This is a genomic window from Paenibacillus sp. S29 (assembly GCF_049319765.1).
In the GTDB taxonomy this organism is placed as follows: Bacteria; Bacillota; Bacilli; order Paenibacillales; family Paenibacillaceae; genus Paenibacillus; species Paenibacillus polymyxa_B.
Genome location: NZ_JBMOUI010000015.1, coordinates 1 through 15,154 on the forward strand (window position 1 = coordinate 1; position 15,154 = coordinate 15,154).

The following is a 15,154-nucleotide window of genomic DNA, read 5'->3' on the forward strand; positions in this document are numbered from 1 at the left end:
ACTTGCATGTATTAGGCACGCCGCCAGCGTTCGTCCTGAGCCAGGATCAAACTCTCCATTAAAGACCAACCGAAGTTGATTTATAGAAAGAGCGATAAGCTCATTTTGAAACTGACGAGATAAAATATCTCTTGTTTGATTTTGCGAACAAAATCGTTTACTCACTCGTTGTTCAGTTTTCAAAGATCAAATTTTCATGCGGCTTTGTTTGAGCCAGAATAATAGTATAACATTTTCATCTGATTCATTCAACCTGTAAATAATTCCAGGCGATTCATCCAACCCAGATTTTTAATAATCATTTTCGGGCTGGACTAACAATATATCAATTTAAAGCAATTAAGTCTACCTGTAAAAATTTCCAGCTTGTTCAAACTTATTAAAATTCTTTGATCTTGTTTTATCGGCTGGACTAGTAATTTAACACGTATACCAAATTAATTCTACTTGCAATTAATTCCTTTTAATAGACAACTATAGATAAACACCAAAGTAATTCATAATGCCAATAGGCGGAAGTATTACTTAAATCTGTGTTATTCTAATTTTACATAAGGATTTGCTTTGTCAAGTAGTTATGGCAAAAACAATTATGCTTACATCACTCAATGAAAATGAGCTTACTCGATGCGTATTCCAAGAGTTAATAACTTCATCTGCTCTATGACAGTTAGATTGATCCCGAAATATGGAAAACAGCGGTATCTTTAGACGAGTCCTAGATACCGCTGTTTTATTGAACTATCGTTCCTCGTTTGTTAAACGATAAACTTAATCTCCGTATTGTGTTTACAGCATACGCAACTCCTGCTTTGAGTTCACCTCTCGACGATGCAAGGTGAAGAGGAACCTTTTGCCTACTGTGGAGACAGAATTAGGAAGCCATGACTTTAATATTCAAGAGGATGCCGCTACCGCAAGCGTACCGGAAGAATCAGCTGTATGATGAATACTCCGAACGAAGCGAATCGTTTTTGTTTCCGAGTGCATTACGACTGAATGAGTTTCCGCTCTGTGACCGGGAAGAGAACGAACCCCCTGCAACCACTCTCCAGGTGTCACACCTGTAGCCACAAACATCACGCCTTGGCGTCCGACCATATCATCCATGGAAAGCAACGCACCGGGGTCAGTAATGCCCATACGTTTGCAACGCTCAATCTCTTCTTCACCATGAGGCAGCAGGCGACCCTGGATTTCTCCGCCCATGCATTTCAGCGCTGCAGCGGCCAATACACCCTCAGGAGCGCCACCAGAACCGATATGCAAATCCACACCGCTATCCAGGCATGTTTCAATCGCGCCCATCACATCCCCATGGCCAAGCAATTTGATTCGAACGCCGCTTTCCCGCAGAAGCTTGATGATCCCGGCGTGCCGTGTACGATCCAGAATGGACACGGTAAGATCAGACAAGGATTTACCGAGTACTCGTGCAGCTTTTGACAATGTAGTTGGGATTGGGTCCTCAAGTGACAGCTTTCCAGCCAATGCTGGGCCAACGGCCATTTTTTGCATGTACATATCTGGAGCGTGGAGTAGACTACCACGAGGTGCAGCAGCAATGACCGACAGAGCGTTATTCAAACCATTTGCTACTGTTTCGGTTCCCTCTAGTGGATCGACAGCGATGTCCATAGCCGGTCCTCTACGATTGCCTACTCTTTCTCCGATATACAGCATGGGAGCCTCATCCATTTCGCCTTCGCCAATGACGACCGTGCCGTCCATGGATACCGCATTAAAATGAGTGCGGATGGCTACCGTAGCCGCCTCGTCCGCGCTATTCTTATCTCCACGCCCTGTCCATTGTGCTGATTGCAGTGCCGCTGCCTCTGTTACCCGAACGAATTCCAAAGCCATTTGACTCTCCATACCTATCCCTCCACCTCTCCTAAAAATAATTGTTACCCTTAAGCAAATGAATTATTTAGGGCAGTTTTACTGCAATCTTTCTATTTATCTATTAAACTCCTATATCCTACGATTTTAATTTTTAGTTATATGACCAGCTACTAGGCTCTATAACATTCTGATAATCAAACCTGCCGTCTCTTCAATCGCCTTATCTGTAACATCAATAACCGGACAATTCAGCTCTTTAAACAAAGACTGCGCATACGCTATTTCCTCTTCCACCCTCGTCGCTGTAGCATACTGCACATTATTAGGAAGCCCCATAACCTTTAGTCGCTCACTGCGTATTTTTAACAGTAACTCTGGCTCGATCGTTAATCCGAACACTCGACCACGCTGAACATCCTTCAACTGAACAGGCGGTGTCAGCTCTGGTACAACCGGTATGTTGACCGTTTTATAACCTTTATGCGCGAGAAACATGGATAAAGGGGTTTTGGAAATACGGGATACCCCCAGCAATACAATATCCGCTTTGAGAATGGCGCTCACATCTTTGCCATCATCGTATTGAACCGCAAAATCCAAGGCCTCTACACGGCGAAAATAGTTGTCGTCCAGTCGATGTAGCAGACCAGGCTTCTCTTTGGGATCGTCATGGAACGTATCGGCAAACGCCTGCATCATCGGTCCCATAATGTCCACAGCCCGCACATTCAGCCGGACAGCCTCCTCTTTCATCGCCTCTCTCAATTCCGGCTGCACCAGCGTATAAGCTACAAAGCCTTTACGCTCGGCAACTTCCTCCATCACCCGGCTCAGCTCGTCTTCATCCCTCACGTTCATAAATCTTTTGATCTCTGTGTCTGGTAACTCAAATTGGCGCATGGTCGCCTGTACGACAGCTTCTGCCGTTTCGCCAATCGAGTCTGAACAGATCGCTATAAAATGACTGCTCGCCTGAACCATTCGATTCCTCCCATTAATCCTCTGCTACCATATCGAGCAACATTTTAATAATATTCGTTTTTGTAATGCGTCCCACGACTTTCCAATGCTCCCCTGGTTTGTCGGAGTCGGAAGGGACGACGACAGGCAGGCTGTCGATTTGACGGGCAATAATTTTGCGCGCTGCCTCTAATACTGTATCCTCTGGGGAAACGGTGACAACATTCGCCTGTCGGGTCATCACAAGGCTGACAGGAATGGTTGCTGCATTGGGATTGCCTAACGTTACCTTGAGCAAATCCTTGCGGGAAGCCACCCCTGCCAAATCTCCGTCTTCATCGGTGACGATCAAATTGCTCACATTTTCCAAAAAGAGAGCCACTACAGCTTCCTGAATCGTGGTTGTTTCACGTACGATGACTGGAACCCCATGAAGATCGCCGACCTTCATTTGCAACAGCCGGAATTTTTCCTCCCGGTTTGGCGTGCCCCGCTTACCAACAAAATATCCGACCTTGGGCTTTGCATCTATGTAATTCAGAATGCCCAATTTGGATAGGTCGGTCCGAATGGTCGCCTTGCTGAGATTAAGCATTTCCGCAATCTGATCCCCGGTAATCGGGGCATGCTTTTGTACAATGTTTAAAATTTCTACTTGTCTTGCCGTAAGGTCGATGATGAACGTCCCTCCTTTTTTCTTTCGATCTGATATTGAATATAATACGTCATATATAACAATAAATCAACCTTAAAAATCATATAAAACATCATATATATAAAACTAAAGTGTTTATTCATGTCTTTCCATCATTTAAAACACTTATTACACACAAAAAACGGGTACTTACACCCTGCTCTTTCGAGTAAGGCGAAGTACCCGCTCCCTTATTCGTATCTTAAAGCATCAATCGGACGTAGCTTCGACGCCTTCCGCGCCGGATATACTCCGAACAACACCCCGACTGCCATACAGCACAGAAAAGAGTACAGCACGGGCTCTATCGAATACACAATCGGCATTTGGACGAATTTCTCGAGCAGCTTTGCACCTCCGAGACCCACCATTACGCCGACCAGTCCACCCATCAGACTGAGAAAAACAGCCTCAGCCACAAACTGCAACATAATATCACTGCGCTGCGCACCAATCGCTTTGCGAATCCCGATCTCCCTTGTGCGTTCCGTAACGGACACCAGCATAATATTCATAATGCCGACACCACCAACGCCAAGCGCAATTGCAGCTACACCGGCTAGCAACATATTCATAATCCGATCAACCCCGGACACTGTTTTTAAGATTTCCGTCTGGGTCATAATCTGAAAATCATCACCCTCTGATGGCTTTAGCTCATGTCTGACACGTAGTACCTGCCGAATTTCAGCACTTGCCTGACTAATCTTCTCCTCTGTTGTTGCGGAGGCGTTCACCTGCTGAATACTCATATTGCCTAGCCGTTCCATCCCCGTTGTAATCGGTACATATACCTGCTGACCACTGTTACTCATATTGGAATTGGAATTTGCCAGCACACCAACCACCTTAAAAGGAAGCTGTTTGATCATGATCGTCTCACCGACCGCTCTGGAAGCATCCGGACCAAAAATATTACGGGCCGCATCACTCCCAAGCACAGCCACATTCATTCGTTTATCCACTTCATGGTGGGTAAAGGACCTACCTTGAGCTAGCGACAGCTTTCTCACATGAACAAATGCCAGCGAAGTCCCCTCAATTTGCCCGCTGACCTTATTGCGACTCCATGTAATATCTGCATTGGTCATCGCACTTGGCGCCACCTCGGCTACTGCTTTTTGCTGCTCTAGCGCCTCGATATCTTCCAGAGATATTCCTTTCGTCTGATTAAACGACATGGAACTTGATCCATCATATGGAGCATAAGGATAAATCATCAGCAGATTATTTCCCATACTGTTGATCTGAGATGTAATCGTAGCCGTTGATCCTTTACCGATGGCTACAATCATAATCACAGCGGCCACTCCGATAATAATGCCCACCATGGTCAGCAAAGATCGCAGCATATTGGTTCGCAAACTATTGAGCGATACACGGATAATTTCCTTAAACTTCATGCCTTCACTTCCTCTGCCGCCATTCTTCGTTTCCCCACAGGCTGATCCTCTTCAATCCGCCCATCTCGAAAATGAATCAGACGCTTGGCGTATTCCGCAACCTCCTGATCATGAGTAACCAATACAACCGTTTTCCCCTGATCATTCAGACGCTGAAAAATCCCCATGATTTCAACACTAGTTTTGGAGTCCAATGCGCCTGTCGGTTCATCCGCCAAGAGAATAACCGGATTGTTCACAAGTGCGCGCGCAATGGATACCCGCTGCTGCTGACCGCCTGACAATTCGTTCGGCCTATTGTTCAGCCGATCGCCTAGACCTACGCTAGTGAGGGCCTCCATTGCCCGCAAACGACGCTCCTTGGCAGAAATACCCGCATAGATCATAGGCAGTTCCACATTCTCCAAAGCCGTTGCTCGCGGGAGCAAATGGAATTTTTGAAATACAAATCCGATTTTCTGATTACGTATAATAGCCAGTTCATCCTCGCGGGCATCTAATATCGAATAGCCATCCAAATAAAATTGTCCCGATGTAGGTAAATCCAGACAGCCGATGACATTCATCATCGTGGACTTGCCTGATCCAGACGGTCCCATGATCGCAACAAAATCACCGTCAGCAATATCAAGTTGTACCTCACGCAGGGCATGAATTTCCTGATCTCCGACCTGGTACACTTTTTTCAAATCCTCAATCTGAATGACGTATCTCATACCCGTTTAAAAGCCTCCCTGCATGCCGCCCATAGCGGAAGGATCCGGCGGAGGTTCAGGAGCAGGCACAATAAGCGTGTCACCCTCCTTTACACCTGACTTGAGTTCGACTCGATCTGGCGTATAAAATCCGAGTTCTACGGGCTTGAAAGTGCGCGCCCCTGGATTTGCAGCATTATTAGCGGCAACATACACGCCATCCTGTCCTCCTTCGGATCTCAGCGCAGTCGCAGGTACGAACAGTACATTTTTGTGTACTCCCAAAATAACGGCCACATTCATAATCATGCCCGTTTTGAGCTTGCCTTTCGGGTCATGGACAGACAGTTCCATCAGATACGTCGTCATCCCTTCATCCGTAGAGGCTTCCGGTGAGACGAATTGCACCTTCCCTGGAAAAGATTCACCCGGATAGGCATTGGTAGTCAACACGGCTGAAAGACCCTTCTTTACTTTGACAATGTCGGTCTGACTTACCTTTACAACTACCTTAAGATCGTTGGAATCCGAGTTATTCATGACAATGAATGGAGCGGTCGGACTGGTCCCCACATCCCCGTTCACCTTCAAGATCACTCCGTCCCAAGGTGCTGTGACCTGAAGCTTGTTCAATTCATTTTTCTTCTGCTCCAGTTCCGTCGCCTGTCTTCGAACCTCTATCCGTGAGGCTTGAATATTGGATGCATCAGCAGGAACCTGAATTTTGCGAAGCTCTGCCATTGCCGTACGATATCCGATTTCAGCTTCTGAAATGGTGCGACGTTTTTGCGATATGATTTTGCGGAACTGCAGATCCAGACCATCATAGTCCGTCTGTGCTTTATCCAGTGCTTGCTCTGCCTGCTCCAATTCACTGTTGGACACCGCCCCGGCATCATGTAAAAACTTTTGGTCTTCATATGCCTTTCGCGCCTGTTCCAACTGCTTTTGGGAAGTTTTCTTCTGACTTTCGGCTTCCTCCAATTCAAATGATTCTTGCGCTGTATCGATAGCCATTTTGGCCCGAAGTACATTTGTCTTCTGAATTTCAATGTCCTCTGCCTTCGGACCTTTTTCCAATTCAGCCAGCTTGGCTTTGGATATTTCCAAAGTATCAGACGCAGTCTGAATTTGCATTTTAATTTCTGAACTGTCCAGAAGAGCCAGCACCTGTCCTTTTTTCACCTTGTCCCCGGCTTTCACATTTACCGCTGCCAGCTTGTTATCACCTGCACTCGTGAAGTTTAACTTCACTTCCTTGGATGCTTGCACAGTGCCGGACGTGTCCAGCTTCTCACTCACATCGCCGCGCTCTACTTTAAGCGTCTCATCCTGAACTAAAGGTGCCTCCTGCTCCTTGGGCAGATTCAGATATACTGCCGCTCCGCCTCCACCTACAACCAGTAGAACAATTGCAGTCCATATCCACTTTTTTCTCCGTTTTTTCCGTAACTTGATTAAAGCATCATTTAAAACCGTTTCTGCCAACGCCTTTTCCTCCCTATGTGCTCCATGGCTTGTTCAACGTATACTCATTTTGATCCAACTCGATCGCCAGCTCTTCCATTTGCCGTTCAATCTGGTTCACTTTTAGCTGATTATTTTTCAACTCCGTCTCGATAATTAGACCTCTGGCCCACTTTTTGCGTGATAACTCCAAGGCCTCTTTTGCCGTACGCAAGCTTTCTTCCAGTTGTACGTATTTCTTTTGGTTTTCCTTAACCGTGGCATACAAATTGCGGAGTGATTCGGCAAAATCCTTTTGGCCTTTGTCGAGCTCCTCTTTGGCTGTATCGACATCCATTTTAGCTAGATCGTAAGCACCTGCGCCGCTGTTAAAATCGAAGTATCTCACATTGAGCTCCGAAGTTTTGATACTATCCTCCAGCTTCCATAAATTCGGATTCATGTCTGTCAGCTGTTGTATATGTAATTCGATATCCAGTTTTTTAGGTTCCTTGTACACGGGTCGATCCACCATTTCATAGGCTGTTCCGTTAGGTTGTCCCATGAGGAAGTTCAGAGCATCCCTGGATTTTTGCAACGCAATTTTCCCCTGTTCTACTGTTTGCTGAGCCTGGTTTCTGGCCTGTGTACTCTCGTTTTTTGCATACTCAGACAGCTTGCCGCGCGCAAATTTGGCAAGTGCAATCTTTTCCTCCGCTTGGGCGATTTCAAGCGCTTCTAGATCATTTTTCACTTGATTCTCTGCCACGAACACACTTTGATAGCTTTTCATCACATTAAAATAAATCTGGTCTTTGGCGAACTGCGCCTGCTTTTTGCTGGCTAGATAAGATAGCGTCGAGGAGTTATAACTTCTCCAAGAGGTATTATCATCAACATATTCGCCGTCTATAAAATCAACAAATGCATTCCCCAGATCCTTTTCTGCATTTTTTAGTTCCATTCTGTGACGCTCTACGTCCCGTTCGGCGGTACGCGTATTGTAACTGTTCGTCTGTGCCCATTCCGCAGCCTGCTTGAGTGTCAATGTAGGTAAAGCCTGACCCGTTACGGATGATGTCTTCGATGTAGCCGCAGTAGATGGACTAACCGATGTACTTGATGCTACATTTCCTGGTAAACTCTCAGCCTGTACAGTGGAGGCCAAGCCTGATGATAAGGACAATACAAGCAGCACGGCAGCCGCTTTTTGCTTCATAGATGAATCTCTCCCCTTTCGTGCATTCTTCGAATCATTTCCATTCTTTTCGACATAAATTTCCACGAACTCTTTGCATTCTAATTGTACTTTCAGGTTTATGTTGGTACAAGGTGTCAAAACAATACATTTTTGTAACCTTTACTTCCTGATTACTCGCTTTATACTACTTTTCGTCCAATAAGACATTGATTCAAGCTATTTTTACCTGAACTTTACCTAATTTTCAGCTAATTTTAAGGAAACCAACAGCATCTATTAAGGTTTGGAACATATACTAGAGAAAGAATAACAGCCGCTCACTGGGAGGGTTAATAGATGATAAAAGAATCTCGCATGACAACCACTAACGAACCGTCTGATTTGTGGATGACCCGCTTTTTACGTGAATCAGAACAAAAAAAGAAACAACTAATCCGGGAAGCCCGGAAAAATAACGATATACCACTGATGAACAGCATTTCTTTTCACCTTGCCCAACGGGATCAGCAGCATCTTATCGGATAAAATGAAAAGTGAATCTTATGCTATAAATAACAGATTACCTCTAGTTATCTGCTTCGTATGCTAGATGAAAAAAATCCGGGACAAATCGATAATTGATTTGTCCCGGATTTTTGTGATAATCAAATCTAATATAAAACCGCATAGCTTGTTCCGTTCCTATTCTTCCATCTCCGCTTGCGGATCATAGAGATATTGATCTAGTGGAATACGCCCGCTTTCATTAAAACGTATGCCTTCCTCCTCCAAATACAGACGCTGCAGGGATGCGGACTCATCCTCCTGCAAAGCAATCTCCCCCAAGCGGTTGACTACTCTATGCCAAGGAAGTCGGTGTTTTTGGCTCAATGTATGCAAAATTCGCACCACCTGCCTGGCACCTCTTGGGCTTCCGGCCTCTGCCGCAATTTGACCGTAAGTCATTACTTTTCCCTCAGGGATCAACAGTATAATTTGAAGCACACGGGCAGTGAAAGGCTGCATGTTCTAATTCCTCCGTATTACTATTGCTTTTTCAATAATTATAGCACCTTGAACAGAGGCTAAAAACCCCTGCTCCTACGAATGCAAGAAGCAGGGGAAAACCCATCATTTAAATTTAGAATCCGCTCAGACCCTGCCTTTTTAAATCCTGTGCTACCAATCTGGCCAGTTCCCTTGCACCTTCATAGTTTGGATGGAGTGTATCCCCATTCATATACAAGGCCAGTGTAGCGTCTTTACCAATAGAAGTGAAATAAGCTGAGCTAAGAACATTCAGATCGACTAAAGGTGTTTGTTCCTCTTGAGCCAGCGCCAAAATAGCGCTTCTATACCATCTATTTTCTGCGTTGTGTACATTGTTAGCATTAAAGTCAGTGGCTCGTCCTTGCGGAGTTGACAGGATTACCGTCGCCCCCTTGGCCTTAACCTGCCGGATCATATCCCGCATCCAGTCCTTAAACTCCGCTTCGCTTTCGTTATGCTTTGGATTGGTGTCATTAATGCCCAATTGGAGAATAAAATAATCCCCCGGCTTGATATATTGGACGATGGCCTCCAACTGACCGTCCTGGTGGAAGCCTCTAGCAATTTGGCCTCCTGACGCCATATTGCGAATTTGAAAAGTATTCGTGTTCACAAACTCTGGCAGCAGTTGACCCCATCCCGCCTGCACGCTGCTATCTAGCGGATAATAGTTACAAACCGTAGAATCTCCACCGATATAAATCGTTCGATTCGTAACCGGATTGCTAGATAATTGCCTGATTTCCAATGCACTGAGTGTGAAGACCGCACCCTCTTTGCCTTCAGTAACCAGCAGATTTAGCTGTCCGTCTGTCACTGGAATTTGAAAGCGATCCTTGGCCCCATTCCCTGTCATATTAATGACCTGATACACCCCTCCAGCCGCAATACTCGAACGAGAGGTATCTCCTAAAGTAACCGACACCTCATACAAACCAGGAGGAAGATCAACGTCAAAAGTATTCTCGCTTTTCGTACCTGTAGCCAGGAACCGTACCGCATCGCTTGCCACTCCAGTCCCCGAAGCACTGACATTACGCATATTCTCAGGGGTACGAAAGCCATAGCCACGTGCTGAGTCATAGGACAGCGAAGCGCTCACTCCAGTATAACCCGTTTCGACCGTACCTCCACCAAAATCAAACTTGTACTCGCCAGCGGATGCATGTGCCGGGGTAGCTATGCCTACAACTGGTACACCACATAAAAAAGCTGCTAAAAGCATACCAGTCAATCCTTTTTTCCACTTCATTCTTCATTCCTCCTCCAAATTTTTAATTGTATGAAGCAAAGACATTTCGTTTTTTGTAAGCGTATACATAAAATTCTACCCATTGTTGCAGGGGTATGCCTATGTAATTCTTATGCAAAAGAAAAGTAGTTTATTCGTTAAGCTGAAACTTGTACTTGTACACAAAAAAGCTTCGCAGTTACAACTGCGAAGCTTTATGAAGCATATTTCGTCATATCAAAATTACTACATTAATCCGCAACCAGAATTCCGTCAAAGCTCTCTGGACCTACTCGTACTGTACCCAGCAGGTTAGCAGAAACAAAAGCTGTATAAACCAATTGTGGTGTAATCGGCGGGTTAAAGTCATCAGCTGAGAACGCAATAACCTGTGGAGCTAATAAACTCAAACTAAAAGTAGACGTAGCCGAATAAACAACAGGGTCAGTGACCAGGGTACCTCTTACAATAGTGATCGTTATCCCGACTAAAGCAAGCGGAAGTTGAAGCGATATGGTTCCTTTAAGCAGAACCCGTGGCGTACCTGTAGCTCCCTGTGTGTTTAATCCGATCTGCCCGAACAATTGAGGTGTATTTAAAACAGTGATCGGAATGGCAATAGAGTTGGCTGTCGAAGCATTTTGGGATGTTCTTCCATCAATAAATGTTCCCATGGTTTCCCCTCCTCTCTCTAGCAGATACTCATAGACTATGAAAAAGTTTGTTTTGTGCTTGGACTGAATAACTTGTAAAACACACAACTTCCGATGAATAGGCTAATGTACAGCCCTTTCTCTGGCCCTGTGAATACACTAAACCAACACTGGGAAAGGAGGGATGTCATGTCTAATAAGTTTAGAGCCACCTTAAGGGGGGCTAATGAAGTGCCTCCTGTCAGAACAAATGCGACAGGAACAGCCGAATTTCGTTACCGTCCAACGAGCCAACAATTAAGCTTTGAACTGACTGTACGCAATATTTCACGGGTAACCGAAGCGCATATTCATCTGGGACGAAGAGGTGAAAATGGCCCTGTTGTTGCTACACTGTTTGGTCCTTCGAAGTTTGGAATAACCGTTAGAAGAGGCGTCGTTAGCGGCGTGCTTCGTGCATGTGATCTTACCGGTCCACTCAGAGGCAGAACCATTTATGATTTGGTGTGCCAAATTAGAGAGGGCAATGCCTACGTCAATGTCCACACGATCCGTCATCCGAACGGTGCCATTCGTGGACAGATTAGACGCGCACCTATCAAACGTTGCAAATAACGAATGAACATGAGTATAAAAAAGAACTTCCATGCCACTCATTTTGAGGCTATGGAAGTTCTTTTTAATTCAGGATTTTGCAAGATTCAATTCCAGTCGCTTATGGGATTTTTGCAAAATCCTCAATTCTTAACAAAAGTTAAGAAGTTCATAAGCGTTTCTTAAGCCGTTCCCTTTCAGGTTGTTAAGAACTTTATCTTTTAATAGAAAGAGTTCAACAAGATATAGTTCAATCCTGAAAGGAAATGAAGCTTATGAAGCCTAAAACCAAAGAAAAAATTCCCGAATTGCAGTTGGTCAGAGCCATGGCGATTTTAGCCGTCTTAATGGTACATGCCACTTCTTATGCAACTATTCAGCTTACAAATTCCAGCCTATATGTTGTATACAATGCCCTCAATGTGTTGATGAAGTATGGAACCCCCGTATTTATCGCGCTTAGCAGCATGGTGCTGTTCTACAACTACAAGGATCGTCCGATGGGACGACAGCTCTTGAGCCGCTTTTATAAGCAGAGATTGCTGTACATCCTCTTACCTTATGTCATGTTCTCTCTGTTTTATTTCATTCTGTCCCTTATAGCTGGCAGCTCCGAACCATGGAATATAGCCACACTTGCGAAGAGCTTTGCTCTGAAACTGGCCACAGGCAAAGCTTATACTCATTTATATTATATTTTTATCATGATGCAATTCTATCTCGCATTTCCATTCGTACTGTGGCTGTTCCAGCGTTGTCGGCAACTTCCACAATGGTCTATTGTCCTTGGGCTATTGGTACAGTGGTCATTTGTTATTGGAAATAAATTTCTATTTCAGGTTCAAAATAAGGGCAGTTGGGCACTGTCTTATATAGCCTGCTACATGCTGGGTGCTGCTCTCGGTTACTACTACCCACAGCTGAAAACGTGGTTTCTGATGCGTAAGGGGGAACGAAGTGTTGCCGGCGTGCTGACATGGATCGCAATTTGGGGTTTATGGCTGATTTCAGCCACCATGCATGTCTATATGTGGTACGAAAATAGAATGTACGGAATCTCGTACAATTCGCTAGTTTTTGAACTTATGTATAATATGTACAGCCTGTCTAGCACGCTGGTAATACTACAGATTTCCTTTTTAATGTACAGACGGCAACATTCCTTTGTCACTCGCAAACTGGAACGTCTAGGCACACTGTCCTTTGGTGTGTATCTGGTTCATCCGTTCTTCCTGCTCCTGTATCGGCAGTTTTCACCACATATCGGTTCTCCGCAGCTTATTCATGTGTGGTATGCCGGAGGTTTTCTCTTTGCACTTCTTTGCTCTTGGCTCGTCGTGTCGATCATCTCTCGTTTCCTGCCATTTGCTTGGATCTTGTTCGGTCAACTACCGGGAATAGAAAAAAGACAATTCAAGCAAGAAAACCGCATTTCTTCAACTGAAACAGCCCTATCCAAAGGCTGACGACCCCAAGCAAGCGAACTGAGATGAGTGTCCATAGCCTCCATCTTTAAAAAGGTATATAATACGCCCATATTGTTTACTGCTAGAAAGAACAGAAAGGGTGCGCAACCATGCATAACGGAACCATTTTATTAGTAGACGATGAACCTGAAATTATTAAGCTGATGCAAATTTATTTGGAAAATGAAGGATATCGACTGCTCATGGCACGGGACGGACTGGAAGCGCTGGAGCAAGTCAGTCGGGAATCGATAGATGTGATGGTGCTTGATGTGATGATGCCCAATATGGACGGGGTTGAAGCTTGCATGAAGATCAGGGAAACCGAGCATTTTCCGATTATTATGTTGTCTGCGAAGGGACAAGATATGGACAAAATCACAGGACTTAGCGTTGGAGCCGATGATTATGTCACTAAGCCATTCAGCCCGTTGGAGCTGGTGGCACGCATCAAATCCCAGCTCCGCAGAGTACGGAAATATACCCACTCCTCCCCTGCATTGGAGCATGAAATGATACTGGATGAACTCACCATTAATTCTGCTACGCATGAGATCACTCTCGCCGGAGAATCCATTAAGCTGACCCCGCGCGAATTTGCCATTGTCGAGCTGTTGGCCCGTAATCGTGGTCAAGTACTGAGCATGGAGCAGATCTATGAAAAAGTGTGGAAAGAGCAATATCTGGAATCCAACAATACGCTGATGGTTCATGTGCGTAAAATTCGCGAGAAAATTGAGACTGATCCGAGAAAACCCAAATACCTGAAAACGGTGTGGGGCATCGGCTACAAAATGGAAAAATTCGATTAATGGAGGATTCACGTCTTGAAGGCAAAACGATATGACACATTGGGATGGAAGCTGGCAGCCCTTAGCCTTGCCGCTTTCGCTCTAACCGGACTGATTTTGATGGTGTTTTATTATGGAGCATCTTTGCTGCTATGGCTGAACCCTTCCCGTTCATTTTTTGGCACCCGTCTGGTTCGCTGGACCGTAAATCACATTGGATCCCCACTGATCATGCTGGTGGGCGGGCTACCTACATATATCTATTTCTTTTTCCTTTTTACCAAAAATACGATTGGCTACCTTCGCGAAATTACGACGGGGATGCAGGAGTTTGCTGATGGAGATCTGTCCTATACGATTCCTGTTTCTTCAGCGGACGAGCTGGGTACCTTGGCGAAAAATATGAACACCATGGCGGACAAGCTCCGTCTCTCACTGGAAGAAGAACGGGCTTCCGCCAAAGCCAAAAACGACCTGATCACCGGCGTATCTCATGATCTTCGTACCCCGCTAACATCCGTGATCGGTTTTTTGGAATATATTGAAACCGACCGCTATCGGGATGAAATTGAGCTGCGCTATTATGTGAACATTGCTTATGAAAAGTCATTGACGCTAAAAAAGCTGATCGACGAGCTATTTGAATACACGCGTGTGAGCGGTGGCAGTCTGCCACTGGAGCTGGAGCCTGTAGATGTCGGCAAATTGCTCACTCAGCTTGCTGAGGAATTTGTACCCTCGCTGGAACAGGCGGGCATGTCCTACCGTGTCCGAATCGTCGAGCCTGTTCGGATTCTAGCCGATACTGACGAGCTGGTACGCCTGTATGAAAATTTGTTTTCCAACGCTATTCGATACGGAAAAGACGGCAAACGCCTCGATATCACCATAGGACGCGAAGACGACGAGGCGGTGGTAATCTGCACCAACTACGGCACCCCAATTCCTGCGGAAGATGTCCCGCACTTGTTTGAGCGGTTTTACCGGGTGGATAAATCACGTTCCAAGGAAACTGGGGGCACCGGACTGGGCCTTGCGATTACAAAAAGTATTACTGAGCTGCACGATGGCCGCATTTCGGTTAGGAGTAATCGCAGACAAACAGATTTTGAAACCCGTTTTCCCCTGTATCATGCTCTTTAGGCA

15 protein-coding genes and 1 rRNA gene are annotated in these 15,154 nt (G+C 45.3%); 5 read left to right on the forward strand and 11 right to left on the reverse strand.

Features of this window, described 5'->3' with window-relative positions; genetic code table 11:
• From ACL9RM_RS21630 to ACL9RM_RS21665, 8 genes are all read right to left on the reverse strand, one after another.
• Positions 1-62: ribosomal RNA gene (locus tag ACL9RM_RS21630) — 16S ribosomal RNA — on the reverse strand; the annotation flags it as partial.
• Positions 63-897: 835 nt separating this feature from the next.
• A complete protein-coding gene (gene glpX / locus ACL9RM_RS21635; RefSeq protein WP_013310165.1) occupies positions 898-1,875 on the reverse strand; it encodes a class II fructose-bisphosphatase in 978 nt (325 codons plus the stop codon).
• Positions 1,876-2,022: 147 nt separating this feature from the next.
• Entirely contained in the window at positions 2,023-2,826 is an 804-nt protein-coding gene (locus ACL9RM_RS21640) for a pyruvate, water dikinase regulatory protein (RefSeq protein ID WP_069291845.1), read from the reverse strand.
• 13 nt (positions 2,827-2,839) lie between these two features.
• Positions 2,840-3,454 carry a helix-turn-helix transcriptional regulator gene (locus ACL9RM_RS21645; RefSeq protein ID WP_223822107.1) on the reverse strand — a complete coding sequence of 205 codons (615 nt, stop codon included), beginning with the start codon at positions 3,452-3,454 and terminating at the stop codon, positions 2,840-2,842.
• Positions 3,455-3,690: 236 nt separating this feature from the next.
• Positions 3,691-4,902, reverse strand: coding sequence for an ABC transporter permease (locus ACL9RM_RS21650; RefSeq protein ID WP_250261472.1), 1,212 nt, complete (start codon positions 4,900-4,902; stop codon positions 3,691-3,693).
• On the reverse strand, positions 4,899-5,618 hold the full coding sequence (locus ACL9RM_RS21655; RefSeq protein WP_250261473.1) for an ABC transporter ATP-binding protein: 720 nt from the start codon (positions 5,616-5,618) through the stop codon (positions 4,899-4,901). The genes ACL9RM_RS21650 and ACL9RM_RS21655 overlap by 4 nt, the downstream gene beginning before the upstream one ends.
• Positions 5,619-5,624: 6 nt before the next feature.
• Positions 5,625-7,085, reverse strand: coding sequence for an efflux RND transporter periplasmic adaptor subunit (locus ACL9RM_RS21660; RefSeq protein ID WP_250261474.1), 1,461 nt, complete (start codon positions 7,083-7,085; stop codon positions 5,625-5,627).
• Positions 7,086-7,098: 13 nt separating this feature from the next.
• The gene (locus ACL9RM_RS21665) at positions 7,099-8,262 is read right to left on the reverse strand and encodes a TolC family protein (protein WP_250261475.1); all 1,164 of its coding nucleotides are present in this window, start codon (positions 8,260-8,262) and stop codon (positions 7,099-7,101) included.
• Between the two features lie 318 nt (positions 8,263-8,580).
• Between ACL9RM_RS21665 and ACL9RM_RS21670 the strand changes: the two genes are divergently transcribed.
• Positions 8,581-8,769, forward strand: coding sequence for a hypothetical protein (locus tag ACL9RM_RS21670; protein WP_013370989.1), 189 nt, complete (start codon positions 8,581-8,583; stop codon positions 8,767-8,769).
• A 156-nt stretch (positions 8,770-8,925) separates the two neighbouring features.
• Here ACL9RM_RS21670 and ACL9RM_RS21675 read toward each other — a convergent pair whose 3' ends face one another.
• The 3 genes from ACL9RM_RS21675 to ACL9RM_RS21685 form a co-directional block, all read right to left on the reverse strand.
• A complete protein-coding gene (locus ACL9RM_RS21675; protein WP_023988438.1) occupies positions 8,926-9,249 on the reverse strand; it encodes an MGMT family protein in 324 nt (107 codons plus the stop codon).
• Positions 9,250-9,364: 115 nt separating this feature from the next.
• Positions 9,365-10,525 (reverse strand): rhamnogalacturonan acetylesterase, encoded by a 1,161-nt coding sequence (locus tag ACL9RM_RS21680; RefSeq protein ID WP_414126545.1) that lies wholly within the window; start codon positions 10,523-10,525, stop codon positions 9,365-9,367.
• Positions 10,526-10,755: 230 nt separating this feature from the next.
• Positions 10,756-11,178, reverse strand: coding sequence for a hypothetical protein (locus tag ACL9RM_RS21685; RefSeq protein WP_061832089.1), 423 nt, complete (start codon positions 11,176-11,178; stop codon positions 10,756-10,758).
• 168 nt (positions 11,179-11,346) lie between these two features.
• On the opposite strand from ACL9RM_RS21685, the gene ACL9RM_RS21690 reads away from it, so the two are divergent.
• The 4 genes from ACL9RM_RS21690 (at position 11,347) to ACL9RM_RS21705 (ending at position 15,151) form a co-directional block, all read left to right on the forward strand.
• The gene (locus ACL9RM_RS21690; protein WP_023988435.1) at positions 11,347-11,772 is read left to right on the forward strand and encodes a CHRD domain-containing protein; all 426 of its coding nucleotides are present in this window, start codon (positions 11,347-11,349) and stop codon (positions 11,770-11,772) included.
• A 254-nt stretch (positions 11,773-12,026) separates the two neighbouring features.
• Positions 12,027-13,217: an acyltransferase gene (locus ACL9RM_RS21695; RefSeq protein WP_250261477.1), complete on the forward strand. Its 1,191-nt coding sequence runs from the start codon at positions 12,027-12,029 to the stop codon at positions 13,215-13,217.
• 110 nt (positions 13,218-13,327) lie between these two features.
• On the forward strand, positions 13,328-14,029 hold the full coding sequence (locus ACL9RM_RS21700; RefSeq protein ID WP_069291836.1) for a response regulator transcription factor: 702 nt from the start codon (positions 13,328-13,330) through the stop codon (positions 14,027-14,029).
• A gap of 15 nt (positions 14,030-14,044) precedes the next feature.
• Positions 14,045-15,151, forward strand: coding sequence for a sensor histidine kinase (locus tag ACL9RM_RS21705; RefSeq protein WP_250268205.1), 1,107 nt, complete (start codon positions 14,045-14,047; stop codon positions 15,149-15,151).
• Positions 15,152-15,154 lie beyond the last annotated feature (3 nt).